22 protein-coding genes are annotated in these 23,118 nt (G+C 70.0%); 10 read left to right on the top strand and 12 right to left on the bottom strand.

The genetic code is table 11. The features are described from left to right. Positions 1-777 carry an FAD-dependent oxidoreductase gene (locus L942_RS42765; protein ID WP_081654994.1) on the top strand — a complete coding sequence of 259 codons (777 nt, stop codon included), beginning with the start codon at positions 1-3 and terminating at the stop codon, positions 775-777. Here the strand turns inward: L942_RS42765 and L942_RS08805 are convergent. Then, complete coding sequence (locus L942_RS08805; RefSeq protein WP_037357315.1) at positions 767-1,621, bottom strand: alpha/beta fold hydrolase; 855 nt, start codon at positions 1,619-1,621, stop codon at positions 767-769. The genes L942_RS42765 and L942_RS08805 overlap by 11 nt on opposite strands. A gap of 417 nt (positions 1,622-2,038) precedes the next feature. Then, entirely contained in the window at positions 2,039-2,947 is a 909-nt protein-coding gene (locus L942_RS08800) for an alpha/beta hydrolase (RefSeq protein WP_037357313.1), read from the bottom strand. A gap of 184 nt (positions 2,948-3,131) precedes the next feature. Between L942_RS08800 and L942_RS08795 the strand changes: the two genes are divergently transcribed. Together L942_RS08795 and L942_RS08790 are read left to right on the top strand one after the other, a co-directional pair. Further along, positions 3,132-3,992 (top strand): helix-turn-helix domain-containing protein, encoded by an 861-nt coding sequence (locus L942_RS08795; RefSeq protein ID WP_037357311.1) that lies wholly within the window; start codon positions 3,132-3,134, stop codon positions 3,990-3,992. Positions 3,993-4,072: 80 nt separating this feature from the next. Then, on the top strand, positions 4,073-4,525 hold the full coding sequence (locus L942_RS08790) for a MaoC/PaaZ C-terminal domain-containing protein (RefSeq protein WP_037357309.1): 453 nt from the start codon (positions 4,073-4,075) through the stop codon (positions 4,523-4,525). On the opposite strand, the gene L942_RS08785 is transcribed toward L942_RS08790, so the two are convergent. Genes L942_RS08785 through L942_RS08775 form a run of 3 tightly spaced genes read right to left on the bottom strand, consistent with a single transcriptional unit; the run spans position 4,522 to position 6,951 of the window. Then, on the bottom strand, positions 4,522-5,640 hold the full coding sequence (locus L942_RS08785) for a zinc-dependent alcohol dehydrogenase (RefSeq protein ID WP_037357307.1): 1,119 nt from the start codon (positions 5,638-5,640) through the stop codon (positions 4,522-4,524). The two genes, L942_RS08790 and L942_RS08785, sit on opposite strands and share 4 nt — an antisense overlap. Next, positions 5,637-6,161, bottom strand: coding sequence for a nuclear transport factor 2 family protein (locus tag L942_RS08780; RefSeq protein WP_051165814.1), 525 nt, complete (start codon positions 6,159-6,161; stop codon positions 5,637-5,639). Before L942_RS08780 ends, L942_RS08785 begins: the two co-directional genes overlap by 4 nt. A 1-nt stretch (position 6,162) precedes the next feature. After that, positions 6,163-6,951 carry an SDR family NAD(P)-dependent oxidoreductase gene (locus L942_RS08775; protein WP_037357305.1) on the bottom strand — a complete coding sequence of 263 codons (789 nt, stop codon included), beginning with the start codon at positions 6,949-6,951 and terminating at the stop codon, positions 6,163-6,165. 101 nt (positions 6,952-7,052) lie between these two features. Here L942_RS08775 and L942_RS08770 point away from each other — a divergent pair, with 101 nt between their 5' ends. The 5 genes from L942_RS08770 to L942_RS41930 are packed head-to-tail and all read left to right on the top strand — an operon-like array spanning position 7,053 to position 13,042. Continuing rightward, positions 7,053-8,621: a class I adenylate-forming enzyme family protein gene (locus tag L942_RS08770; RefSeq protein WP_081654992.1), complete on the top strand. Its 1,569-nt coding sequence runs from the start codon at positions 7,053-7,055 to the stop codon at positions 8,619-8,621. Positions 8,622-8,647: 26 nt separating this feature from the next. Further along, positions 8,648-10,558 (top strand): flavin-containing monooxygenase, encoded by a 1,911-nt coding sequence (locus L942_RS08765; RefSeq protein ID WP_037357303.1) that lies wholly within the window; start codon positions 8,648-8,650, stop codon positions 10,556-10,558. Next, positions 10,558-11,307, top strand: a complete 750-nt coding sequence (locus tag L942_RS08760) for an SDR family NAD(P)-dependent oxidoreductase (protein WP_051165813.1) — start codon at positions 10,558-10,560, stop codon at positions 11,305-11,307. The genes L942_RS08765 and L942_RS08760 overlap by 1 nt, the downstream gene beginning before the upstream one ends. Beyond that, positions 11,307-12,230 carry an alpha/beta hydrolase gene (locus L942_RS41935; RefSeq protein WP_051165812.1) on the top strand — a complete coding sequence of 308 codons (924 nt, stop codon included), beginning with the start codon at positions 11,307-11,309 and terminating at the stop codon, positions 12,228-12,230. The genes L942_RS08760 and L942_RS41935 overlap by 1 nt, the downstream gene beginning before the upstream one ends. A 41-nt stretch (positions 12,231-12,271) precedes the next feature. After that, positions 12,272-13,042 carry a FadR/GntR family transcriptional regulator gene (locus L942_RS41930; RefSeq protein ID WP_051165811.1) on the top strand — a complete coding sequence of 257 codons (771 nt, stop codon included), beginning with the start codon at positions 12,272-12,274 and terminating at the stop codon, positions 13,040-13,042. A gap of 480 nt (positions 13,043-13,522) precedes the next feature. On the opposite strand, the gene L942_RS08745 is transcribed toward L942_RS41930, so the two are convergent. From L942_RS08745 to L942_RS08730, 4 genes are read right to left on the bottom strand one after another with little or no spacing between them, the layout of a single operon-like run. Continuing rightward, complete coding sequence (locus L942_RS08745) at positions 13,523-14,224, bottom strand: N-acetylmannosamine-6-phosphate 2-epimerase (RefSeq protein ID WP_037357300.1); 702 nt, start codon at positions 14,222-14,224, stop codon at positions 13,523-13,525. Then, a complete protein-coding gene (locus L942_RS08740; protein ID WP_037357297.1) occupies positions 14,224-15,120 on the bottom strand; it encodes an ROK family protein in 897 nt (298 codons plus the stop codon). The genes L942_RS08745 and L942_RS08740 overlap by 1 nt, the downstream gene beginning before the upstream one ends. Next, positions 15,117-16,043 (bottom strand): dihydrodipicolinate synthase family protein, encoded by a 927-nt coding sequence (locus L942_RS08735; protein WP_200862748.1) that lies wholly within the window; start codon positions 16,041-16,043, stop codon positions 15,117-15,119. The genes L942_RS08740 and L942_RS08735 overlap by 4 nt, the downstream gene beginning before the upstream one ends. Then, positions 16,040-17,527, bottom strand: a complete 1,488-nt coding sequence (locus tag L942_RS08730; protein ID WP_037357295.1) for an MFS transporter — start codon at positions 17,525-17,527, stop codon at positions 16,040-16,042. The genes L942_RS08735 and L942_RS08730 overlap by 4 nt, the downstream gene beginning before the upstream one ends. 108 nt (positions 17,528-17,635) lie before the next feature. On the opposite strand from L942_RS08730, the gene L942_RS08725 reads away from it, so the two are divergent. Continuing rightward, on the top strand, positions 17,636-18,352 hold the full coding sequence (locus L942_RS08725) for a FadR/GntR family transcriptional regulator (protein WP_051165810.1): 717 nt from the start codon (positions 17,636-17,638) through the stop codon (positions 18,350-18,352). A gap of 322 nt (positions 18,353-18,674) precedes the next feature. Here L942_RS08725 and L942_RS08720 read toward each other — a convergent pair whose 3' ends face one another. The 3 genes from L942_RS08720 to L942_RS08710 are packed head-to-tail and all read right to left on the bottom strand — an operon-like array spanning position 18,675 to position 21,397. After that, a complete protein-coding gene (locus L942_RS08720) occupies positions 18,675-19,133 on the bottom strand; it encodes a PaaI family thioesterase (RefSeq protein ID WP_081654991.1) in 459 nt (152 codons plus the stop codon). An 11-nt stretch (positions 19,134-19,144) separates the two neighbouring features. Continuing rightward, entirely contained in the window at positions 19,145-20,470 is a 1,326-nt protein-coding gene (locus L942_RS08715; protein ID WP_037357291.1) for an MFS transporter, read from the bottom strand. A gap of 30 nt (positions 20,471-20,500) precedes the next feature. Then, a complete protein-coding gene (locus L942_RS08710) occupies positions 20,501-21,397 on the bottom strand; it encodes an SDR family NAD(P)-dependent oxidoreductase (protein ID WP_051165809.1) in 897 nt (298 codons plus the stop codon). Positions 21,398-21,440: 43 nt separating this feature from the next. Between L942_RS08710 and L942_RS08705 the strand changes: the two genes are divergently transcribed. Further along, positions 21,441-23,114 (top strand): aldehyde dehydrogenase family protein, encoded by a 1,674-nt coding sequence (locus L942_RS08705; RefSeq protein WP_200862747.1) that lies wholly within the window; start codon positions 21,441-21,443, stop codon positions 23,112-23,114. Positions 23,115-23,118: the final 4 nt, after the last annotated feature.

Raw genomic sequence — 23,118 nt, 5'->3', positions numbered from 1 at the left:
ATGGCAAGCCGCGACCGGAGGTCGGTTACGCCGACTCGCGTGCGGCACCGGGCTCATGCTCGGCGGCTGGTGGTGATCGGCGCCGGATTCCTCGGCCTCGAAGTGGCCTGTGCGGCCCAGAATCTCGGGCTGACCGTCGATGTCGTGGAAATGGACCACCGGGTAATGGCGCGCGCGGTGTCTCCGGACCTGGCGGTCCGGCTGGGAGACGCCCACGTCGAGCGCGGACTGCGGATCCGTTTCGGTCTCGCTGTCGTGGGGTTCGACGTCGGCCACGACGGCCGCGTGAGCGCGGTACAGCTGTCCGACGGAGCGCACCTGGCCGCCGACGTGGTGGTTTCGAGCATCGGCGTGGTCCCCAACTCGGAGCTGGCCGCAGCAGCGGGATTGCCGGTGGACAACGGGATCTGCGTCGATCGCCGCCTCGCGACGCCCGCCCCGGATGTCTACGCGATCGGCGATTGCGCCGCGTTTCCCGTCGACGAGACCGGTCGGCTGGTGCGGCTTGAAGCGGTGTCGAACGCGCTGGACCAGGGGGCGCATGTGGCAGCGGCGATCCTCGGCGATCCCCGGCCGTACGAGGGGGTTCCCTTTGAAGAATCGGGACTTCAGGATCGCACCGTGATTGCGGTCGACAGGATCCTTGGCCATGCTGGTGGACCACCTGGACGACGAAAACACGGAGCTGGAGGCTATCGAGATCGGCCGGCGGGAGCTGAATTCTCTGCTGGTCGCACGAACCGGATGAGTTGCCGACGCCGCTGGCTCAGGTGGTAGCGAGGAAGTCGATGAGGTGGGTGGTGAAGACGTCGTTGTCGTCGCCGGCGACCATGTGTCCCGCGTGGACTTCTTCGAATCGCGCCGACGGCACGAGTTTGCGGAGGTCTTCGACGCTTTCGGCGGTGACGACGTCGGATTCGCTGCCGCGCACGAGCATGGTGGGGATTCGCAGGGCGCGGGCGGCGTCGGCGAGCCGGTTGGCTTCGGTGTTGCGGCTGGGTTCGTCCCCGAAGTCGAGGAATTTCGGGTCCCAGTGCCAGTACCAGCGGCCGTTTTCCCGTTGCCGGACGTTCTTGCGGAGCCCGTCGAGGTTGCGGGGGCGGCGGCGGTGCGGGTTGTAGGCGTGGACGGCGTCGGCGACTTCGTCGAGCGTGGCGAATCCGTCGGGGGCACCGGCCATGAATTCGATGATGCGGGCGCGTCCGGCGGTCGAGATGCGGGGTGCGACGTCGACCAGGACCAGCCCGGCGGCGCATCCGGGGTGTTCTCCGGCGGCGGACAGGGCGGTGATGCCGCCGAGCGAGGCCCCGACGAGCACCGGGGTTTCGGGCAGGTCGTCGAGCACTGCGCGCAGGTCGCCGACGAAGGCGTCGAGGGTGTAGCGGCCGTCGGGGGCCCATGCGCTGTCGCCGTGCCCGCGGGCGTCGAGGGCGAGGGTGGTCCATCCGCTCCGGGCGACGCGTTCGGCGGCCTTGCCCCAGGAGTGCCGGGTCTGCCCGCCTCCGTGCAGGAAGACCACCGTGCCGCGGGCGGTGCCGTCGGGGACGCGGCGGTCGCCGACCAGGCGGACACCGTCGCTGTGGAAGGACACCAACTCGTTCCGTACGCTCGGCGCGGGCACGCGCACTCCATTCTCAGGGGGACTGGCTAACAAGTATAATATATTCCATCATCCGGGGTGTCGGGTGGTGTCAAGATTCACGTACGGCTCCAGGTGCTCGCGGCCGGGCTCCGGGTGCGGGCTTGGTGCGCGATTGGCTGGTCGGCCCGCACGCCGATAGGGTGCCGTCGCCGACGCCCCGGAGGCGGGGATGGTGCTGGGCGGCGAGCGGTTCTGCGAGCATCTCGACCGCGACGACCGGGTCGAGTTCGTGCCGATCCCGGCCGCAGTTCACTCGTGGAGGCGATCGCAGAGCGTCGAGGCCGATCCGCACGGACATCCGAACTCCGAGATAGCCAGCGGCCAAGCCGAGTTCCTTCCGTACAACACAGCCTGGTGTGCGGGCGCGATCCGGTCGCCCGCACACCAGGGCGCTGGTCAGAGGTGCTCGCCGAAGAAACCGGTCAGCTTCGCGACCGCCGGTGTGACGTGCTCGTCCTTGTCGTAGAGGCTGATGTGGGTCGCGCCGTCGACGACGAAGAGTTCCTTCGGCTCGTCGGCCTTCTCGACGGCTTCGCGGCTGAAGTAGCCGGTGTCGGCGTCCGAACCGATGATCATCAGCAGCGGGCGCGGCGCGATCAGCTTGATCATCGCGTAGGGGTCGAACTGGGCGATCTGGTCGATGCTGCGCAGCGGCCACTCGTTCGTGGAGTTGCAGTGCCCGCCGCGGGGAGTGCGGTAGTAGTCCTGTGCCTCGCGGTACAGCGTCGGCGCCTCTTCCAGGCCCTCGGGGCTTTCCGGCGCCCAGTTCTGCGTGACCGGCGCTTCGCCGCGGGCTTCGGCGGTGCGCAGCGCGCCGGCCTGGTCCAGCATCGCCTGCAGGACCTCCGGGCCCTGGGTGCGGCCGAGGCCTTCGACCAGCAGGCTGCGGATGTCCACCGCGCTGACCGTGGCGACGGCCTTGATCCGGTGGTCGGTCTGCGCGGCGAACGGCACGTAGCCGCCGGACGCGCAGATGCCCAGCGCGCCGATGCGGGTCGGGTCGATGTCGTCGCGGGTGGTCAGGTAGGTGACCGCGGCGCGGACGTCCTCGCCGCGCTGGAACGGGTTCTCCAGCCCGCGCGGTTCGCCTTCGCTCTCGCCCTGGTAGGCAGCGTCGAACACGAGTGCCGCGTAGCCCTCGCGGGCCAGGCGCTCGGCGTAGATGCTGGCGGTCTGTTCCTTGACGCCGCCGCCGGGGTGGGACACGACGACCGCGGGAAGCGGGGCGCCGGTGTGGTCGTCGGGGGTGAACAGCAGGCCGGCCAGGCTGAGGCCGGCGCTGGGGAAGCGCACGTTCGTCTTCATCGTCTCTCGTCTTCTTTCCCGTGTTGCCAAGGGGTTTCGGCCGGGTCGGATGCTCCGGCCGCTGTCTTCGACGATGCCGCGCGGCAACGGACCCGACAATGGGCCGGTTTCAGCCTGGGACAGGGCTGTCCCAGGGACAGGATCGGCCGCGGCAACCCGGCCGATCCGCTGCGACACTGAAGGCATGAGCAGCGAAGGCAACAGCGAACTGGGGCAGTTCCTCAAGGCCCGCCGGGCGGAGGTGAGCCCGAGCGCGGTCGGGCTGCCCGAGACCGGGGCGCAGCGGCGGGTGAAGGGCCTGCGCCGCGAGGAGGTCGCGCTGCTGGCTTCGATCAGCCCGGACTATTACACCCGCATCGAGCAGGGCCGCAGGCAGGCGTCCGCGCCGGTGCTCGACACGCTCGCCCGGGTGCTGCGGCTCAACGACGAGGAACGCGCCTACCTGTTCGAGCTGGCCGGCAAGGACGCGGCCCGCCCGCGGCGCCGTTCCGCGCGGAAGGTGCTGCCGGCGTTGCGGCGGATGCTGGACGAGCTGACCACCAGCCCGGCGTTCGTCCTGGGCCGCGGCATGGACGTGCTCGCCTGGAACCGCATGGCCACCGTCCTGCTCGCCGATTTCGAGCGGCTGCCGGAGAAACAGCGCAACTACGTCTGGCTGCTGTTCTCCGATCCGGTCTTCAAGTCGTTGCACCGGGACTGGGAGCCGATGGCCCGCACCGCGGTGGCGATGCTGCGGATGGAGGCCGGCCGCGACCCGCACGACCAGCGGATGGCCGCGCTGGTGGGCGAGCTTTCCTTGCGGGACGAGGATTTCCGCCGCTGGTGGAGCGATCACCGGGTGACTGCCCGCGACCGCGGCAGCAAGGTGCTCAAGCATCCGGTCGCCGGCGAGCTGACCCTCGACTGGGACGCGCTGACCTGCGCCGCGGACCCGGAGCAGCAGCTGGTGGTGTGGACCGCGGAACCCGGCAGCCCGTCCCACGACGGCCTGCTGCTGCTGTCCTCCTGGGCCGCCAGCACCGACAGTTCGGCAGCCGATCGCTGACGGTTTCGCTCCGGAACGGGGAGGAGCATCCGACGCCGCCCGCGGGAGCGAAGTACGGTACCTCCCGGAGGTGGTTCACCGTGCCGCTGTGGTTCGAGGATTTCGCGGCGATGGGGGAGGACGACGAACTGGTTTCGCCCGGTCGCACGGTGACCGAAGCGGACGTGGTGTCGTTCGCCGCCACGACCGGGGACTACAACCCGATGCACACCGACGCGGTCGCCGCGGCGGAAGGGCGCTTCGGCGAACGGGTCGCGCACGGCGCGCTCGGATTGTCGTGGTGCCTCGGCCTCAGTTCGCGGACCGGTGCGTTCGAGGGTTCCGCGCTGGCGTTGCTGGGCATCGAGAACTGGGAATTCCAGGCGCCGCTTCGGTTCGGCGACACCGTGCACACGAGGGCGCGGGTGATCGGCACGCGGAGGACCGGCCGCGGCGACGCCGGGGTCGTCCGGGTGCGGTACGACCTGGTGACTCAGGACGGCGTCGTCGCGCAGACCGGTCTGCTGTCCTACTTGATCCGCAATCGTCCCTAGCCGGCGTGCGGGGCGATCATCACGTGCACCGCGTCCTCCCCGGGCACGCGTCCGGCCAGTGTCTCCACGGCTTGTGCGACGGAGCCGAGGCCGAAGGTGTGGGTGTGCATCTGCATCAGCGGGTACTTGCCGGATTCGATCAGCCGCAGTGCGGGCTCGAACGCGCGAATGTCCTGTGACCACAGGCCTTTCACGGTGAGCTCCTTGGTGATCACCGCGTCCGGCAGGAAGCCGGGAACAGTCGCGCCGGAGCCTTTGACCCCGGCCAGCACGACGGTCGCGCCGGGTTTGGCGACGGCGATCGCGTCCACAATGGGCTGAGTCGAGACCGCGGTGACGTCCACGACCACGTCGGCTCCTTCGCCCCCGGTGTGCTCGGCGACCGCGGCGACAGTGTCCTCCTCGTCGGCGACCACCGTGACGTCCGCGCCGAAAAGCTTGGCCAGCTCCAATTTGTGCGCGTCGCGGGCCAGGCCGGTCACGATGATCCGGCCGGCGCCGGCGTCGCGCGCGGCGACGATCCCGGCCAGACCGCGTTGCCCGGAACCGAGGATCACTACGGTGTCTCCGCTGCGCAGCCCGGAATCGTGGGCGAACCAGCGGATCCCGGCGGCCATCGGCTGGTAGAGCGCGGCCAGTTCCAGGGGCAGATCGTCGCGCAGCTTGTGCAGCACGGTGCGCGGGTGCAGATACAGGTATTCGGCGTAGCCGCCCCACAGGCTCGGCGTCAGCGCGGTCGGCAGGTAGCCGTAGGCGTTGATCGCCGCGCCGTTGCCGGATCCCTTGCACCGGCGGTAAGAACCGGTGAGGCAGGCCCGGCAGGAACCGCAGCCGAGCACCGGTTCGACGGCGACCCGGTCCCCGGCGCGCACGCCCCAGCGACGCGCGGCCTCGGGCCCGATTTCGGCGACGGTGCCGATCGGTTCGTGGCCGGGGATGACCGGATAGGTCACGCCGAGCGCGGCGAATCCTCCGTCGTACTGTTCGACGTCGCTGCCGCACATGCCGCACGCGTCCACCCGCAGAAGCGCTTCCTCGGGGCCGATCCGGGGCACGTCGAATTCTTCGATCTCGAATCGCCGGTCGGCGACCTGGACCGCGGCGCGGGCTTTCATTTCGCTCCCATCAGGTCCGCACGGCCGGGGCCGGTCACGAAATCGGCGTCGCGGCGGGCGCCTTGGACGAACGCTCCGCTGGCGACGCTGCCCAGCGCCCATGGCGCGAGCACGGTGGAACCGCTCCAGTCGTGGATCATCTGCCGGTAGGCGATGCGCCAGCTCCCGTCGCGTCGTTCGACGCGGTCGACGTAGCGGCCGCAGAAGACGTTGATCTCGTCCTGGTCCTTCTGTTTCTGGAAGGTCAGCACGATCGCTTCGGAGAACGCGCGGTCGCCGTCGAGTTCGACGAGGTGGTTGGTGACCGCGTGCGTGGTCCATTCCGTGGTCGCGAGTTTCGCCGCGACGATCCGGTCCGCGAATTCCCATGCCGGGCCCGCGTCCGCGCCGTGGTTGTCGTAGGCGTCCGGCCAGAACGCCTGCTTGACCAGGTCGGCGTCGCAGCGGTCGATGCCGCGGCAGTACCCGAGCAGCAGGTCGGCGATTTCCTGTTTCGCGGAGAGTTCTTCGTGGGTCAGCACGTCAGGACTCCTTCGGCCGGGGCGAGAGTTCGGCTCCGACGTAGCCCGCGGTCCAGCCGCCGTCGACCGGGATGACGGCGCCGTTGACGAACCGGGCTCGCGGGCCGCACAGGAACACGACCGGCTCGGCGATCTCCGCCGGGCCGCACCAGCGCCGCATCGGGGTGTTCGCGCGGATCGAGGCGGTCAGGTCGGCGGAGCCGAAGAACGAACTGGTCATCGGGGTCTCGACGACGCCCGGGGCGACGGCGTTGCACCGGATGCCCTGGTCGCCGCACTCCACGGCGATCACTTTCGTGAGCATGATCAGCCCCGCCTTGGCGCTGCTGTAGGCGGCTCGGTCGCGGAACGCGGCGAGCCCGGCCATCGACGCGATGTTGACGATCTTCCCGCCGCCCTGGGCGATCATGCCCGGGATCGCCGCCCGCGCCAGCGTGAACGGCGCGACCAGGTCGATGTCGAGCGTGCGCCGCCACTGGTCGGGCGTGAGGTCGAGCAGCGGGAGCACCTCGCGGACCCCGGCGTTGTTGACCAGGATGTCCAGTCCGCCGAAGCGCTCGCGCACCCGCTCTGGCAGTTCGGCGGTCTTCCGGTCGTCGGCGAGGTCGGCCGCGAACGACGCGAGGTCGTCGCCGGGGCCCAAGTCCGCGACGGTGCGTTCGAGTGCGGCTTCGTCGACGTCGGCGAGTGCGACCCGGATCCCGGCGGCGCGCAGCGCACGGCAGATTTCCGCGCCGATCGCGCCTCCCGCGCCGGTGACGAGTGCGACTTCGCTGTCGGCTGTGCCCATGGAGGCTCCCTTCGTCTCCCTATTAGTATCATAGTTAGCGGCCTTGACAGCCTCCTCTGACGGCGCTTATTAGTATAAGAGTTATCCGAGGAGGTATCGACGTGAACGAACCGAAGGAAGCCTCCGGCGGACCGACGGTGGCGTCCGTGCTGCTGCGCGGCCACCGGGAATTCGCGGACCTGCCTGCGATCCTGGAGCGCGACGGGCGCACCGTGTCTTACCGCGAGCTGGGTTCGCTGGCCCGGCGGCTGGTCGGCGGGCTGCGCTCGCTCGGGCTGACCAAGGGCGACCGGGTCGTGGTGCTGACGAAGAACCGGCCCGAATGCTTCGTCCTCGACCACGCGCTGGCGATCGGCGGGTTCGTCCGCGTCGCGCTGAGCTACCGGCTGCATCCGCGCGAAGTGGCCGAGATCGTGACGGACTGCGGCGCCCGTGCGGTGATCGTCGACGGGGAGCGCCTCGCCGAAATCAGCGCGGTGGTCGGCGGAACGCTCGTCGCGCTCGACGAACCCGCCGGCGACGCGGTCCCGTTCCAGGACCTTTTCCCCGAGCGGGAGGCGGAACCGGCGGAGGTCTGGCCGGGAGACCTCGCGTGGATGCCATACACCTCGGGCACCAGCGGGAAGCCGAAGGGCGTGGTGCACACGCACCGGAGCCTGCTGTCGATCATCCGGAACGTGCTGGTGGAGCTGCCCGGCGCGGCGAGTTCCGACGTCCTGGCGCACACCGCGCCGCTGACCCATCTCAGCGGCTACGCGATGCTGGCGTACTTCATGCGCGGCGCGAGCCAGCTCGCCCTGGACCGCTTCGACGCCGAAGAGCTCGCCGCGCTGGTCGAGAAGCACCGGGTGACCGTACTGCCGCTCGTGCCGACGATGATCAACCTGATGCTCCCGGTGCTGGAGTCCGGCAAATACGACGTGTCGAGCGTGCACACCGTGCTCTACGGCGGCTCGCCGATCGCGCCGGACCGGCTCGCCCGCGCCATTGCCGTGCTCGGCCCGGTGTTCGTGCAGTCCTACGGGCTCACCGAGATGCCGTGGTCCTCGTGGCTGCCGAAACAGGACCATCTCTTCGACCCCGGCGGCGAGCTGCCGCCCCGGCTGGGCTCGGCCGGCCGGGTGAGCCCGTTCATCGAGATGCGGCTCGTGGACGGCGCCGGGCAGCCGGTCGCGGACGGCGAGGCGGGCGAAATCCAGCTGCGCGGGGACGCGGGGATGGCCGGGTACTGGAACCTGCCGGAGGAGACCGCGGAGACGATCCTCGACGGCGGCTGGATCGCGACCGGCGACGTCGGCCGGATGGTCGACGGGTTCCTGCGGATCGTGGACCGCAAGAAGGACATGATCGTCAGCGGCGGGTTCAACGTGTACCCGACCGAGGTGGAGAACGCGATCTACACGCTGCCCGGCGTCGCGGAGGTCGCCGTGGTCGGCGTGCCGGACGACCGGTGGGGCGAGACGGTGCGCGCGGTCGTGGTCCCGCGCGCGGGAGCGGCGGTGACCGCGGCGGAGATCGAGCAGGTCTGCCTCGACACGATCGCCGCCTACAAACGGCCGCGCACGGTGGAATTCGTCGACGAACTGCCCAAGACCGGCACCGGGAAGATCATGCGCCGCGAACTGAAGGCGCGGTACTGGGCGGGCCGCGACCGGCTGGTCAACGGATGACGGGCGACGGGAAAGGACGCTGCGCGATGCACGAAACGTTCGCGGCGACAGTGCGTGCGGCGGTCCGGGACGCGAACGTGCCCACGCTGCTGATGGTCCTGGTGCAGCTCACCGGCGACCAGCGGTGGCTGGAAGCGCCGTACCGGCCGACCCGCGGGCGCGGACTGGACGAGAACGACACCGGCGGCCTGCCCGAGCAGGTGGGGGACGAGATCCGGCAAGCCGCCGCCGACGCGATCATCGCGTGGCGCCAAGGGAAACCCGTGGCGCTGCCGGATCCGGGCGAGGAACTGCTCACCCGGATGCTTTCGGTCGCCATGGGCGAGTCCGTCCCGGCCGAGTACGGCCCGATGATCGCCGACGACCTGGGCATCGCCACGCGCGGCGAGGATCCGGTCCACGAAACGGCCGTGCCCGCGGGCTTCACCGCGATCGTCGTCGGCGCCGGGATATCCGGCCTGCTGGCCGCCCACCGGCTCGGTGCCGCGGGGGTGGAGTGCACGGTCGTGGAGAAGAACGACCACGTGGGCGGCACCTGGTGGCACAACCGCTATCCGGGATGCGGCGTCGACGTGCCGAGCCATCTCTACTCGTACTCGACCGTCGTGGCGGACTGGCCGCGTTACTACGCCTCCCGCGACCAACTGCACGACTATCTCGAAGACGTCGCCGACCAATGGCGGCTGCGCGACCGCATCCGACTGTCCACTGTGGTCCTTTCCGCGGCCTGGGACGAATCGGCGCGAATGTGGACGGTCGAGGTCGAGGGCCCGCGAGGACGGGAAACGCTCCGGGCCAACATCCTGATCAGCGGGGTCGGGGCGTTCGGCACGCCGAAGCTGCCGGACCTGCCCGGGCTGGCCGAGTTCGCCGGGGAGTCGTGCCACACCGCGCAGTGGCCGGAAGGGCTCGACCTCGCGGGCAAACGGGTCGGCGTGATCGGCAACGGAGCGAGCGCGATGCAGGTGGTGCCCGCGATCGCCGGCACGGCCGCGTCGCTGACGCTGTTCCAGCGGTCGGCGCACTGGGTGGCTCCGTTCGCGAAGTTCCAGCAGGACATCCCCGAACCGGTCCGGTTTCTGCTGCGCGAAGTCCCGCTTTACCGGTTCTGGTACCGGGAACGGCTCGCCTGGGTGCTCAACGACACGCTGTACGAATCCCTGCAACGGGATCCGGAGTGGCCGCATCCGGAGCGGTCGATCAACGCGATCAACGACGGGCACCGCCGGTTCTTCACCCGCTACCTGGAAAGCGAACTCGCCGGCCGTCCCGACCTGATCGAGAAGGCCACCCCGGACTACCCGCCGTTCGGCAAGCGCATCCTGCTCGACAACGGCTGGTACCGCACGCTGCGCCGGGACGACGTCGAGCTGGTCACCGACCCGATCGAGCGGATCCTGCCGACCGGAGCGCGGCTGAAATCCGGCCGCGAGGTCGAGTTCGACGTGCTGATCTTCGCGACCGGCTTCGACGTCGTGCGGTTCCTCGCGTCGTTCGAGGTGACCGGCCGGGACGGGCGGACGCTGCGCGAGGTGTGGGACGACGATGACGCGCAGGCCTACCTGGGCGCCGCGATCCCGGGTTTCCCGAACCTGTTCTGCCTGTACGGCCCGAACACCCAGGCCGGGCACGGCGGCAGCCTGATCTTCTACCTCGAATGCCAGATGCGGTACGTGCTGAGCCTGCTGGACCGGATGGGCCGGGCGGGCGCGACCGTCGCCGACTGCCGCCCGGAGGTCAGCGAGAAGTACAACGCCGAGGTCGCCGCCGCGCACGAGCGGATGATCTGGACCCATCCGGGCATCACGACCTACTACCGCAATGCGCGCGGCCGGGTCGTGGTGAGCAATCCGTGGCGGGTGCTCGACTGGTGGCGCATGACGAAGGAAGCCGACCTGGCGGACTACCGGATCGACGGTCCGGCGGAAGGACGATGATGAGCAAGCGGTTCGACGGAAAAGTGGCGATGGTCAACGCGGCGGCCGGCGCCGGGATCGGCGGGGTCGTCGCGCGGCGGCTGCTCGCCGAGGGGGCGCGCGTGGTCGTCACCGACCTGAGCGCGAAGCGGCTGGACCGGCTCCAGGACGAACTGACCGCGGCGGCGGGCGAGGAGAACGTGCTCGCCCGAACGCTGGACGCGGCCGACGAAGCGGGCGTGCGGACGTTGTTCGCCGACGTGACCGAGACGTTCGGGCAGCTGGACGTCCTGGTCAACAGCGTCGGCCTGAACCAGCTGGCTCCGTTTCCGGACACCAGCCTGGAGAACTGGAACCGGGTGCTGTCCACCTCCTTGACGGCGCACTTCCTGCACGCCCGCGCCGCGTGGCCGTTGCTGCGGCAGTCGGCCGCCCCGGCGATCGTGAACGTGTCCTCGCTGGCCGCGGAATCCCCGGCGCCGTTCGGCGAAGTCGCTTACGCCGCGGCGAAAGCCGGGGTGCTCGGCCTTACCCGGGCGTTGGCCAAGGAAGGCGCCGCGGACGGGATCCGGGCCAATGCGGTGATGCCGGGCCTGATCTGGAACGACAGCCTCACGAAAGCCGTCGCGGCGGACTACGTCCAGGCGTACCGCGACGTGCAGCCGCTCGGCCGCGACGGCGAACCGGCCGAGGTCGCCGACGTGATCCTGTTCCTCGCCTCGGCCGACAGCAGGCACGTCACCGGGCAGACGATCCGGGTCGCCGCCTGATGCCGGAAATCCCGCTCCCGCCGGAACTTCTGGAGTTCCAGCGGACCCTCGTGCCTCCCGCCGCGGGCGACGCGAAGGAACTCCTCGCCTCGTTCGACGCCTACACCAACCAGGGCATGCCCGAGGTCGGCGGGATCGAGCTGAAGGTGCCCCTTCGCGAGGCGAACGGGTGGCAGGTCACCGCTGACGTGTACCGGCCGGTGGGCGAACCTCCGTTCCCGACCCTGGTGTACCTGCACGGCGGCGCGTGGGTGATGGGCGCGCCGGCCACCCATCGGCGCCTCGCCGCGGACCTCGCGACGCTCGGCCTGCTGACCCTGGTCGTCGACTACCGGCGCGCGCCGCGGCACCGGTTCCCGGCCGCGGTCGAGGACACGCTGCACGCCGTCGCCTGGGCTCGTTCGGCGGCGGCGAGGTTCGGGGGAGACCCGGACCGGCTGCTGCTCGGCGGGGACTCGGCAGGCGCGAACCTCGCGGCGGCGGCACTGGCGACCGGCGCCGCGGGGCCGGTCGAGGCCGCTTTGCTGTGCTACGGCATCTACGACGTCCAGCGGTCGCTGCCGGTGGTGGAGCATCTGGTCGGCGGGCGCGACCCGGACACGCAGCTCTACCTGGAGCCCGAAGACGCGCGGCAGCTGCTCGACGATCCGCGGCTGCATCCCGAACGCCACTGTGCCGGGTTCCCGCCCAGCCTCGTCCTCGTCGGCGACCAGGATCCGCTGCTCGGCGAATCCCGCTCGCTCGCCGAACGGCTCGCCGCCGCCGCGGTCCCGCACGAACTGGCGGTGGTCGCCGGGGCTCCGCACGGCTTCCTGCAGCTGCCGACCCTGCCCGCGCACGCCGAGGGGCTGAGCCGGATCGCCCGGTTCCTGGCCGCCCGCGGACTCGCCGTCGCGCCCGGCGCCCCGGCTGCGGGCGGGTAATCGATACACTAGTTGGCACGGCGCGAGCGGGGAGGGAAGCCATGACGGCGACAGAGCCGACGATCCGCCGGGGCTCGCTGCCCGCGAGCACGGCACGGCGGATCGTGCGGGATTTCCTGGCGCGAGGGCTCGAACCGGGCTCCGCGCTCGCGGACGAGGCGACGCTGATCGAGCGGTACGGCGTCTCGCGCGGCACCTTGCGGGAAGCGTTGCGGCTGCTCACTTTCCTGGGCGCGGTCGTGGTCAAGGCAGGCCCGCGCGGCGGCCCGCGGCTGGTGACGCCCGGACCATCGGTAGTCGGCAGCGCGCTGGGCATGGTGGTGCAGTTCCGCGGGGCGACGCTGCGCACGGTGTTCGAATCGCGGCTGGCGATCGAACCCGAGGTCGCCGCGCTGGCCGCGGCGCACCGGAAGGACGCCGATCTGGAGCTGCTGGACGAGTCCGTCGCGTCGCTGCGCTCGGCCCGCCGCAGGCGCGGCCCGGAATTCGCCGCGCACAGCGGGCGCTACCACCTGCGGGTGGCGGAGGCGTCGCACAACGACGTGCTGGCCGCCATCGTGCCCGCGCTGGCGGTGATGACCACGACGGTGCCGTGGCGATTCCCGAAGGGCAGCCGCGACGAGCTGACCGACCGGATCGCAACCGTAGTGGCCGCAATCCGCGCGGGCGACGGCGCGTCCGCCCGAGCGATCACGCACGTGATGATCAAGTCGGTGGTGGACGGACTGCAGAAGGACCAGCCGGCGAGCCTGGAAAGCCGGATCCTGTGGCCGGACGTGGACGAGGTCCTGTCCGGGGACCGGGAAGCTTGAGCAGGGTCCCTCGGCCGGAGGGTCGGTGGTGTCCCGCTGCAATTGGTGTCATAGTTTATGGGTGGATGCGGCGGTCGCATTCGCGTGAGCGTTCCTTCGCGTACGAGCCAGAGTTTCTCGTGACTGCGCTCCCTGTGCCGGGTCTCTTCGGAGCCAGGTCAGCGAGACGTGCAGATGATCGCCCAGTTGTCGGGGCCGCACTCAGCGATCCGACGACGGCGGTCCCAGGAACCGCGTTCCGCGTAGGTGCGGCACCGGCAACGTCTCGCCCTGCTCCCTCAGCCCTCCAGCGCGGCTCGAGGGCTTCCGCGAGCCAGGAACTCAGGACGGGCGGGTCGGTCCGGCGCCGCGAGCGCGCTGCAACGGGTAAGCAGTGGCGACGCGGAAACGTCGATGCGCGACCCAATCACCAGCCTTGGCGTCACGGGCTGCCAAGGCGTCGCGGACGAAACCCGACTGGCGCACGGAATCCGGGCACTGTCACCCTCGGCCGGATGCCGCCGCGGCGAAGGACGCGGTCAGCCATGCCGGGTCGGTGATCGCGGTGCCGACGACCACGGCGGTCGCTCCGCTGGCCAGCGCGGCGGCTACTGAATCCGGCGTGTGGTAACGGCCTTCGGCGATGATCGGTTCGTCCGGCAGCGCTTTCCGCAAGGCCGCGACGAGGTCGAGGTCGGGCCCGTCCCGGCGCGGGGAATTGGCGGTGTATCCGGAAAGTGTGGTGGCGACCAGATCGGCCCCTGCTTCGACGGCTGCGATCCCTTCCGCCGCAGTCGACACGTCGGCGAGCACGAGGCCGCCGCGATCGTGGACTGCGCGCACGATGTCCGCGAAAACGGAACCGTCGGGTCGGGGGCGTTGCGTGCCGTCGCTGGCGACTACGGCCGCGCCGGCGTCGAGCACGGCGTGCGCGGCCGCGACGGTCGGGGTGATGTACACGCCTTCGGTACCGTCCTTGGTCAGCCCGAGCACCGGGACGTCGACCGCAGCGCTCACCGCGGCCACGTCCGGCGCACCGCCGACGCCTCCGCATCGGATCGCGACGGCTCCGCCTCGGACAGCGGCCAGTGCCATCCGGACGATCGCCTCGGTGTCCCGCAATGGATGCCCGGCCGGGGCCTGGCAGGAGACGATCAGCCGGCCGTCGATCGCGGTGACGAATTCTTCCCGGGTCAATCGCATTACCTTGCTCCTTGCTCCAGCGCCAGCAGCGCGGCGCCGACGATCGGGGCCTCGGTGCCCAGCAGTGCCGGTCGCACTTCCACGGGCCGGCCGGACGGCCGCACTTCTGAACGCAGGGCCTCGGCGACGGCGCGGACGAACGGCTCGCCGAGGCCGAGTCCGGCACCTCCGCCGAGGACGACCGCGTCGGCGTCGATGGCCGTCACGAATCCGGCCAGCACTCGCCCGAGCAGCCGGCCCGTCTCCGTCACGACCGCGGTTGCGGCCGAGTCGCCGGACCGCATCCGGGTCGCGACCTCCGGGAGGGAAACCGGTTCGCCCCCGGCGCGGGTCGAGTACGCGGCCGCGATTGCCGGTCCGGCGGCGATCGCCTCGAGGTGATCCAAACGGCCGCAGCCGCACGGCACCGCGCCGCGCACGGGGGTCAGCAAGTGCGCGACCTCTCCCGCGCTCCCGTGCGCGCCGTGCACGAGGGCACCGCGGCGGGTCAGGGCACCGCCGAGGCCGGTGCCGACCGAGACGTACAGTACGAGTCCATCCCGGCTTCCGGCACCATGCCGGGATTCCCCGAATGCCATCGCGCGTACGTCGTTGTCCACCGCCACGGGCACACCGAACTGGGCGGACAACCGTTCCCGTACGCGGGCTCCCGCCCATCCGGGCACGACATCCGTTGCCGAGACGACCGTCCCGTCGCGCACGATGCCGGGCGAGCCGACCCCGATGGCCGCGAACGGTTCGGCCAGCTCGCCCAGCATCGTCGCGACCCGGTCGAGCACCGCGGCGGCCCCTCCGGCCGGCGTCGGCCTCCGGAGGACTCGCACGACCTCGCCGTCGTCGACGAGTCCGGCGGCGATTTTCGTGCCTCCGATGTCGACGCCCGCGGTCCGGGTCACCGGAGGCCGCTCTCGGCGAGGCGGATGCGGACGTGCTCGATTTCGTCCGCGCGCAAGGGAATCTGCGGGGGAGCGGTGACCGGGCAGGCGATGACGCCGAGCAGGTGCAGCGCCGTTTTGAAGGCGCCGAGCGCGGACGACCCGCGGCCCATCCGGTCGGTCGCTCCCGCGTTGACGAGGTCGAACAGCCGGATCAGCCGTTCCTGTTCCTTAGCCGCCGCGTCCCATTCATCGGCCGCGCAATGGCGGTAAAGCCGGACGTAGCCGTGCGGATCCACATTCCCGAGGCCGGGCACCACGCCGTGCACTCCCATCCGCAGCGCGGTGTCCACTGTGGTCTCGGACCCGGTGAGGACGCTGAACGCCGGTGCCGAATCCCGGGTCGCGATCGCCACCGACCGCATGGCCGACTCGTCGCCGCTGGAGTCCTTCAGCCCGGCCAGGACGCCGTCGGCGGCCCAGGCGCACAGCAGGTCGGCGGGCAGCTTCGTGTGCACCGAAACCGGGAGGTCGTACGCGAAAACCGGGACTGGGCTGTGCTCGGCGACCAGCCGGAAGTGCCGGTCGATCTCGGCCGGATGGGTGCGCGTGTAGAACGGCGCGGTGACGACGACACCGTCGCAGCCCGCCGCGGCCGCTGCCCGCACCTGGTCGAGAACGCGCAGCGTCGTCATGTCGATCGCGCCGGCCAGCACCGGGACCTGACCCGCGGTGCGCGCGACGGCCACCTCCAGCACAGTGCGCCGGTGCGCATCGGGCAGGAACGCGATTTCGCTGGTGGAGCCGAGCACGAAGAGGCCGTCGACCTCGGCGTCGAGCAGGTGGTCCAGAAGCCGTTCCAGCGACGGCACGTCGACTTCGAAGTCGGCGGTGAGCGGGGTGCAGACCGGCGGAACGACGCCGCGCAGCGGTGCGGTGATCACAGGGTTTCCTTGCTGTTCGAGAGCGGGTGGTTCAGTGCGCTGGCCCGGGCGGCCGGGCGGGTCCTGCCGTCGACCGCGTCAGTGGCCCAGGCCGCGTCCGGGCGCAGCAGCCGCTGGAGCCGGGTCGGGGCGTCGATCGCGATGAGAATCAGGACGACGAAGGTCAGCGAGAACGACAGGACGGCCAGCGCGGTCCCGAGGGTCAGATGGGTGGCCAGGCTCGCGCCGAGCACGGGGGCAACCGCTCCGCCGAGCGCGCCGACGTTGTAGGTGAAGCCGAGTCCCGCCGCGCGGTGGTGGACGTCGAAGTACCCGGCGATCCATTTCGGCAGCAGCCCGGAAATGCCCTGGCCGAACACCTGCTGCAGGAACAGCAGCACGCCGAGCAGGACGAGCCGCTGTCCGCCGAGCGCGAACACCGGGAAGATCAGCACCTGGGAGATCAGCAGGCTGACCCAGTAGGCCCGCGCGGTGCCGAAGCGGTCGCCGGTGAAGCCGGCCACCCAGCAGCCGACCGCCGCGCCGAATCCGGCGAAGAACAGGACCGTGCTGGTATGCGCCGGGTCGTAGCCGAGGCTGGTCTTGAGGTAGGTGGGCAGCAGCGACTGGATCGGCCAGGAGTAGAGGAACGCGCAGAACACGATCACCATCACGGTGATCCCGGTCGGCCACCGCTTTCCGGAGAACTGCACCATGTAGGCGACGAAGACCGCGGCCGTGACGAGCGCGAGCGGGACCACCAGCACCGCCGAATTCGCGATGTGCGTGAAGATCAGCACGAGCGAGGTCAGCGCGACCGCGCCGAGCACCAGGTTGACCGCTGCGCGACGGCCGCGGAAAAGGATGTCCAGCACGGTAGGTTGGCCGGTTTTCTCCGCCTCGGCCCAGTCGCGGGCTTCGGGCAGGCTCCGCCGCAGCCACACCGCGACGGCGATGGGCGCCAGCCCGATCCAGAACAGCGCGCGCCAACCCCAAGCGGGCACGACCAGCGCGTATGCGCCGGCCGCGACGACCGTGCCGATCGAGTAGCCGGAGATGAGGAACCCGCTGGCCTTGTTGCGCAGGTGCTGCGGCCAGGACTCGATCACGTAGGTGGAGCTGGCACCGTATTCCCCGGCCATGCCGAGACCGATCACCAGCCGGGCCGCGAAGAGCACCCCGTAGGACGGGGCGAACCCGCAGACGAGGGTGCCGGCCGAGAACAGCACGATCGACGCGATCATCGCGGTCCGCCTGCCGTACCGGTCGCCGAGCGCGCCGATCACCAGGCCGCCGACCCACCGGGAGACGAACGCGGCCGAGACGAGTGCGGCTCCTTCCGCGGTGGTCAGGTGGAACGTGTCCTTGACCTCGGTCAGCACGAGCGTGATGAGGACGAAGTCGAATCCGTCGAGCAGGTAGCCGAGCCACGCGGCGGCGAACGCCTTCCACTGGCTGCGGTCGATCTGGCGGTACCACCGCGCGGGCACTTCGGTGTGCGTCATTGCTCCTCCAGGGCCGATCAACGTTGGACGTTGGACGTCCAACGTTGTGAGGTAGAGTAGAGGCGCTTCGGTCTCAAGTAAAGGGCGAGTTCCGGGAGAGAGGTTGCGATGACCCGAACCACGGCAGGCAGGAGGCGTCCGGCGAGCGGGGATCCGCTCGCGGCCGAAATCCTGCGGTTGATTCGCGAGCGCGGCCTGCGCGCCGGCGACCCGATGCCCACCGAGCTGGAACTCATCGACCATCTCGAGGTATCGCGCAACACCGTGCGAGAAGCGATCCGCGGCCTGCGGGCGCTGGGCATCGTCGACATCCGGCACGGGCACGGGACGTTCGTCGGAGAAGGTTCGCTGACGGTGCTTGCGCCGTCGCTGGTGTTCCGGACCCTGACCGACGGGGGACCGGCCGGTCTGCTCAACCTGGTCGACATCCGCGAACTCGTCGAAGTCGGCACGATGGACACGCTGGCAGGCGCGCTGCCCGCCGGGACGCTGGCGCGGCTAGACGAGTTGTGCGACGAGATGGTCCGGACCTCCCTGGACCCGGAAGTCGACCGGGAGTTCCACCGCACGCTGTACGCCGGCCTCGCGAATCCGCTGGTAGGCCAGCTAGTGGATCTGTTCTGGGACTCTTACCACGCGGCCGAGTCCGCGCTGACGCTGGCGACGGACGAGCAGAACGTCGCGCACACTGCCGAGCAGCACCGGGCGATCGTTCGGGCGTTGCGTGCGGGTGATCCGCGCCTCGCCCGGACCGCGATGACCGAACATTTCGCGGACATCCGGGAGCGGCTGACGGGGTTGAGCGAGTCCGGAGTCGAATCCTGACACTGTGAACAGGTTCGCTCTCTGGAGCATCTGGCCGGCTGCTCGCGCCGCCTTCGTGTCCCCGTGCTGATCGGGCGCTTCCTTCGTCGAGAAGCTCCGGGGCGTTGCCGGATACCGAGACCGAATGGCTTACCTCGGCCATTCGAGGGCTTCGTTTACGCAGGCCTCGTCTTCGACAGCGCCGCTAGTTTCGGCGTTGCTGCGGCACCAGTAGGGGTTGGCCGGCCTGCGGGATCGGTGCTGCGGTCAGGAGCGCTATGGTCCGCAGCATCGCGCTTGTCTGCCGAGTGACAGTCTTCAAGCGACATGCCTGCCTGATCATTCACGCTGGATCATTGTCGGCCTTCCGCAGATTCTGGAACCGGACCTGCCCGCGCGCGACAAGGATCCCGTGCGTGTCGTTGACGAATACCTGCCACAGTTGTTGCGAGCGACCACGGTGCAGGGGCAGAGCCTCGCCGAACTGGATGCCTTCGTCTTGGGCGCGCAGGAAGTCGGTGGTGTTGCTGACCCCTACTACGCGTCCGGACGGCCCGAACCACACCGAAGCGCCGATGCTTGCGAGGGATTCGACCACGGTGCAGTAGGCGCCGCCGTGCACTATTCCGTGTGCCTGGTGCATTGACGGCGCAAGTTTCCATTGCGCACGGACCACGTCGCCGGTCGTCTCGGTGAACTCGATGCCGATTCCGCCCGCGAAACCTGCGCGGACGGTTTCGGTAATCTCCCGCGGCGTCATTTCGTGCATGCCGCGGGCCGGGGCTGTGGTGCGGTCGGGCATCGTTCTTCCCATCAGTTTCCGGAGGACAGGCGTTCGGCCGGGGCTTCCCGGTCGCGGTCTCGATCGGCGGCGGAACGCAGGCTCACTCCCCGGGTTTCCGGTGTCCGCAGCGCGACCAGCAGGCCGAGCACCGCGGCCGCCATCAGGTAGAACGCGGGGGCGAGCGTCGAGCCGGTGCCGGACACGAGGGCGGAAGCGATCAGCGGAGTCGTTCCGCCGAAGACCGCGAAACCGAGGTTGTACGCCAGGGCGTGGCCCGAATAGCGGGTGGCGGTGGGGAAAAGTTCCAGCATGGCCACGAATCCGCCGGCATGGACCGAGGCGATTCCGATCGCGAGCACGACCTGTCCGGCGAACGCGCCGGCGACAGTTCCCGAACTGGCGAGTTTCATCGCCGGGTACGCGCCGGCCAGCAACCAGAGCGTTCCTCCGATCAGCAAGGGTTTCCGGCCGATGCGGTCGGAGAGCGCCCCGCCCACCGGGAGAAGCACGAAGACCACGACGATGGCCGCGGCGTTGGACAACAGGGCCGCTGTCGCGCCGAGCCGGGCGGTGCCGACCAGGAAAGTGTAAAAATAGCTGCTGAGCAGATAACCGGAGACGGCCATTACCGAAATCAGCAATACGACGGTGGTGATCGATTTCAGCCGGAGTTTCCGGCTCGGCCGATCCGGCGAGTCGTGTTGTGCTTCGCGCGACGCCTCGAGGAATTCCTCCGGATCGTCGAGGCGTCGGCGCAGCCACAGGCCGACGACGGCGAGCAGTGCGCCGGCGAGAAACGGGATCCGCCAGGCCCAGGTGAGGTAACCCTGATCCCCGAAGGCGTTCCGCAGCGCCAGGACGAACAGCGCGGCTACCGCGGCGGGAAGGAACGCGGTCGCGCCGACTACGCCGACCCACCGTCCGCGGCGGTCGGGCGGTGCGGACTCGAGGACGTAGCTCATTCCGCCGCTCGTCTCGCCGCCGACGGCGAAGCCTTGCACGAGACGGCACAACAGCAGCAGCGCCGTTGCCCACAGGCCCACCGAGCCGTAGGTGGGGAGAAGCCCCATCACCATCGTGGCGGCGCCCATCGACAGCACCGTGACCGAGAGGATCGGGACGCGCCCGTGCCGATCGCCGAGGCGGCCGAAGAAGAGCCCGCCGAGCGGGCGCATGAAGAACGCGATGGCGTAGATGCCGAACGTGCCCAGCAGCGAGGCGACTTCGTTCGAAGCGGGAAAGAAGTGCCGGGCCAGCACCGGGGCCGACAGCGAATAGATAAGAAAATCGTACCATTCGACAAAAGTTCCGATGGAACCGCCGATGATCCGGTGGTGAGGTCTTACGGTCGTCATTGACGCGCCTTTCTTGCGGATGCCGGACGGTCAGGCCTTGGCGGGCAGTCCGAGCATGGGCGGCACGACGGCGGCGAGTTCCTCCGGCGTCCAGCGGCCTTGTTTGCGGATCATCCGGCTGCCCCGCAGGTCGAGCTGATCGCCGTAGAGGATGAGGTCGCCGCCGGAGGCGTAGACGATCCTCCCGCTGATGTCCTCCGCATCGGGTCCGCAGAGGAACACGACGGACGGCGCGACGTCGTCCGGATCGAGCGAGGTGGACGCGGGCACCCCGCCCACCATGCGCGGTTTGCTCTCCGGGAACAGCTGGGTCGTCGCGCTCGGGAGCAGGCAGTTCACCGTGATGCCGGTGTCCCACAGCTCCACGGCGAGCGTCGTGGTGAGGCCCATGATCCCGGCTTTCGCGGCGCTGTAGGGCGTGCTCGGCGGCTGGCGCTGGTCCCTCGGCTCGCGTTTGTTCGCCGGCACCTGGAAGAAAGCGCCGCGCGAAGCGACGGTGACGATACGGCCGCTGTTCTGCGCCAGCAGGTGCGGCAGTGCCGCCCGGCAGCTGAGGAAATGCCCCTTCAGGTGCAGGTTGATCAGGGAGTCCCACTGCTGTTCGGTGAGCTCCTGAAGCGGGCCGCGGACCATGTTGCCCGCGCAGTTGACCAGGATGTCGAGCCGGCCGAACTTCTCGACGGTGCGGCTCACCATCGCCTCGGCTCCCGCGGAAGTCGTCACGTCCTCCGCCAGGGCGAGCGCCTGCCCGCCGGTCGTTTCGATCTCGTCCGCGGTGGCTTCGGCAGCGCTCACGCCCGCCTCGTCGCGGTAGATGTCGTCGATCGCGACAGCGGCGCCCTCGGCGGCGAGCGCGCGGGAGACGCTCCGGCCGAGTCCTCGTCCGCCGCCGGTGACGAGCGCGACCTGTCCGTTCAGGCTGCCCATCGGACCCCTTCCTTCCTGCGATGCACTAAAGTTTACTGATCGATTGAAGTCTGACATTCGCACCTTAAGGGTGGTCCGGGAGAACGTCAACGGTGGTGCTCCGTTCGGTTTCCGGTTCGGTGAACCCGGTCCATCCATCCGGCACCAGAGGCTTGACAGGGTGTGCTCGGACGAGGTGTACTGCGGCCGACACACTAAATGTCAGGCAATATCGACACAGTCAAGAAGTGACCTGGAGGACCTGGTGGAAGACTGCCGGCAGCACCTGGTGGGCGGGGAGTGGCGGCCCGGGTCGGGCGGCGAGTTCGAGTCGGTGGATCCCTACCTGCGCAAGCCCTGGGCTCAGCTGACGACCGCTTCCGCTGCGGACGTGGACTTGGCTGTCGCCGCCGCCCGCGCGGCGTTCCCGGCCTGGCGACGCACCCCGGCGCACGACCGCGCGGCGCTGTTGTTCCGGCTCGCGGAGCTGATCGAGCGCGACGCCGACGCGCTGGCCGAACTCGACGCCCGCGACAACGGCAAGGTCTTCCGCGAACACCGGAGCCAGAACGTCTTCGCCGCGCGGAACACGCGGTTCGTCGCCGGCGCGGCGGACAAGGTGCTCGGCGAGACAAAGCCGCAGGACAGCTACGATGTCATCGACTTCACCGTCCGCGAGCCGCTCGGGGTGATTGCGGCGATCAGCGCGTGGAACTCGCCGCTGCAGAACGCCGCGAACAAACTGTCGCCGGCAGTCGCGGCAGGGAACACGATCGTCCTCAAACCGTCGGAATTCACCAGCGCGAGCGCACTCGCGCTGGGCCGGCTGGCGATGGAGGCCGGTTTCCCGCCCGGCGTCGTCAATGTGGTCACCGGCGCCGCCGAAACGGGACAAGCGCTGACCAGTCACCCCGGCATCGACAAGGTGGCGTTCACCGGCGGGATCGAGGCGGCGCGCCGGATCGCGGCGAACACCGCGCGGCACATGGTGCCGGGCCTGTTCGAGCTGGGCGGGAAATCGGCGAACATCATTTTTCCGGACGCGGACCTGGCGCGCGCGATTCCCGGTGCGGTGTCGGGGATTTTCGCTGCCGCCGGGCAGACGTGCGTGGCCGGGTCGCGGCTGCTGGTGCACGAGAGCATTCACGACGAGGTGGTGGACGGCATCGCCAAGCTGGCCGGGAAGATCGTTTTCGGCAACCCGTTCGACCCGGCGACCCAGGTCGGACCCGTCGCGCACGCAGGGCACTTCGCCCGCATTCAAGAGGCCGTGGCGGCCGCGGCCGAAGACGGGGCGAAGCTGGTCTTCGGGGGCGGAAACCCGGAGGGTTTCGAAGGCACGTTGTTCGCCGCGCCGACGCTGTTCGCCGACGTAACGCCGGAAATGCGCCTGGCGCAACAGGAAGTGTTCGGCCCTGTCCTCGCGGTGCTGCGGTACTCCGACGAGGACGAGGCGGTCGCCATTGCGAACGGGACCGATTACGGCCTCGCCGCGGGGATCTGGACGACCGATTTCGCCCGGGCGCACCGGGTGGGCCGGGAGCTGACCGCGGGCACCGTGTGGGTCAACACCTACCGGACGATCAGCGCCACCGCGCCGTTCGGCGGGTTCAAGCGAAGCGGCTACGGCCGCGAACGCGGCACTGACGTGCTGCTCGAGTACACGGCCACCAAGAACATGATGCTGGACATCTCCAGCGGCGCCCGCGACCCGTTCGTGGTGGGGACCGGGAAATGACCGC

It is taken from the genome of Amycolatopsis orientalis DSM 43388 (assembly GCF_000411975.1).
In the GTDB taxonomy this organism is placed as follows: Bacteria; Actinomycetota; Actinomycetes; order Mycobacteriales; family Pseudonocardiaceae; genus Amycolatopsis; species Amycolatopsis orientalis_D.
This window is presented reverse-complemented; position numbering and strand designations above follow the sequence as displayed.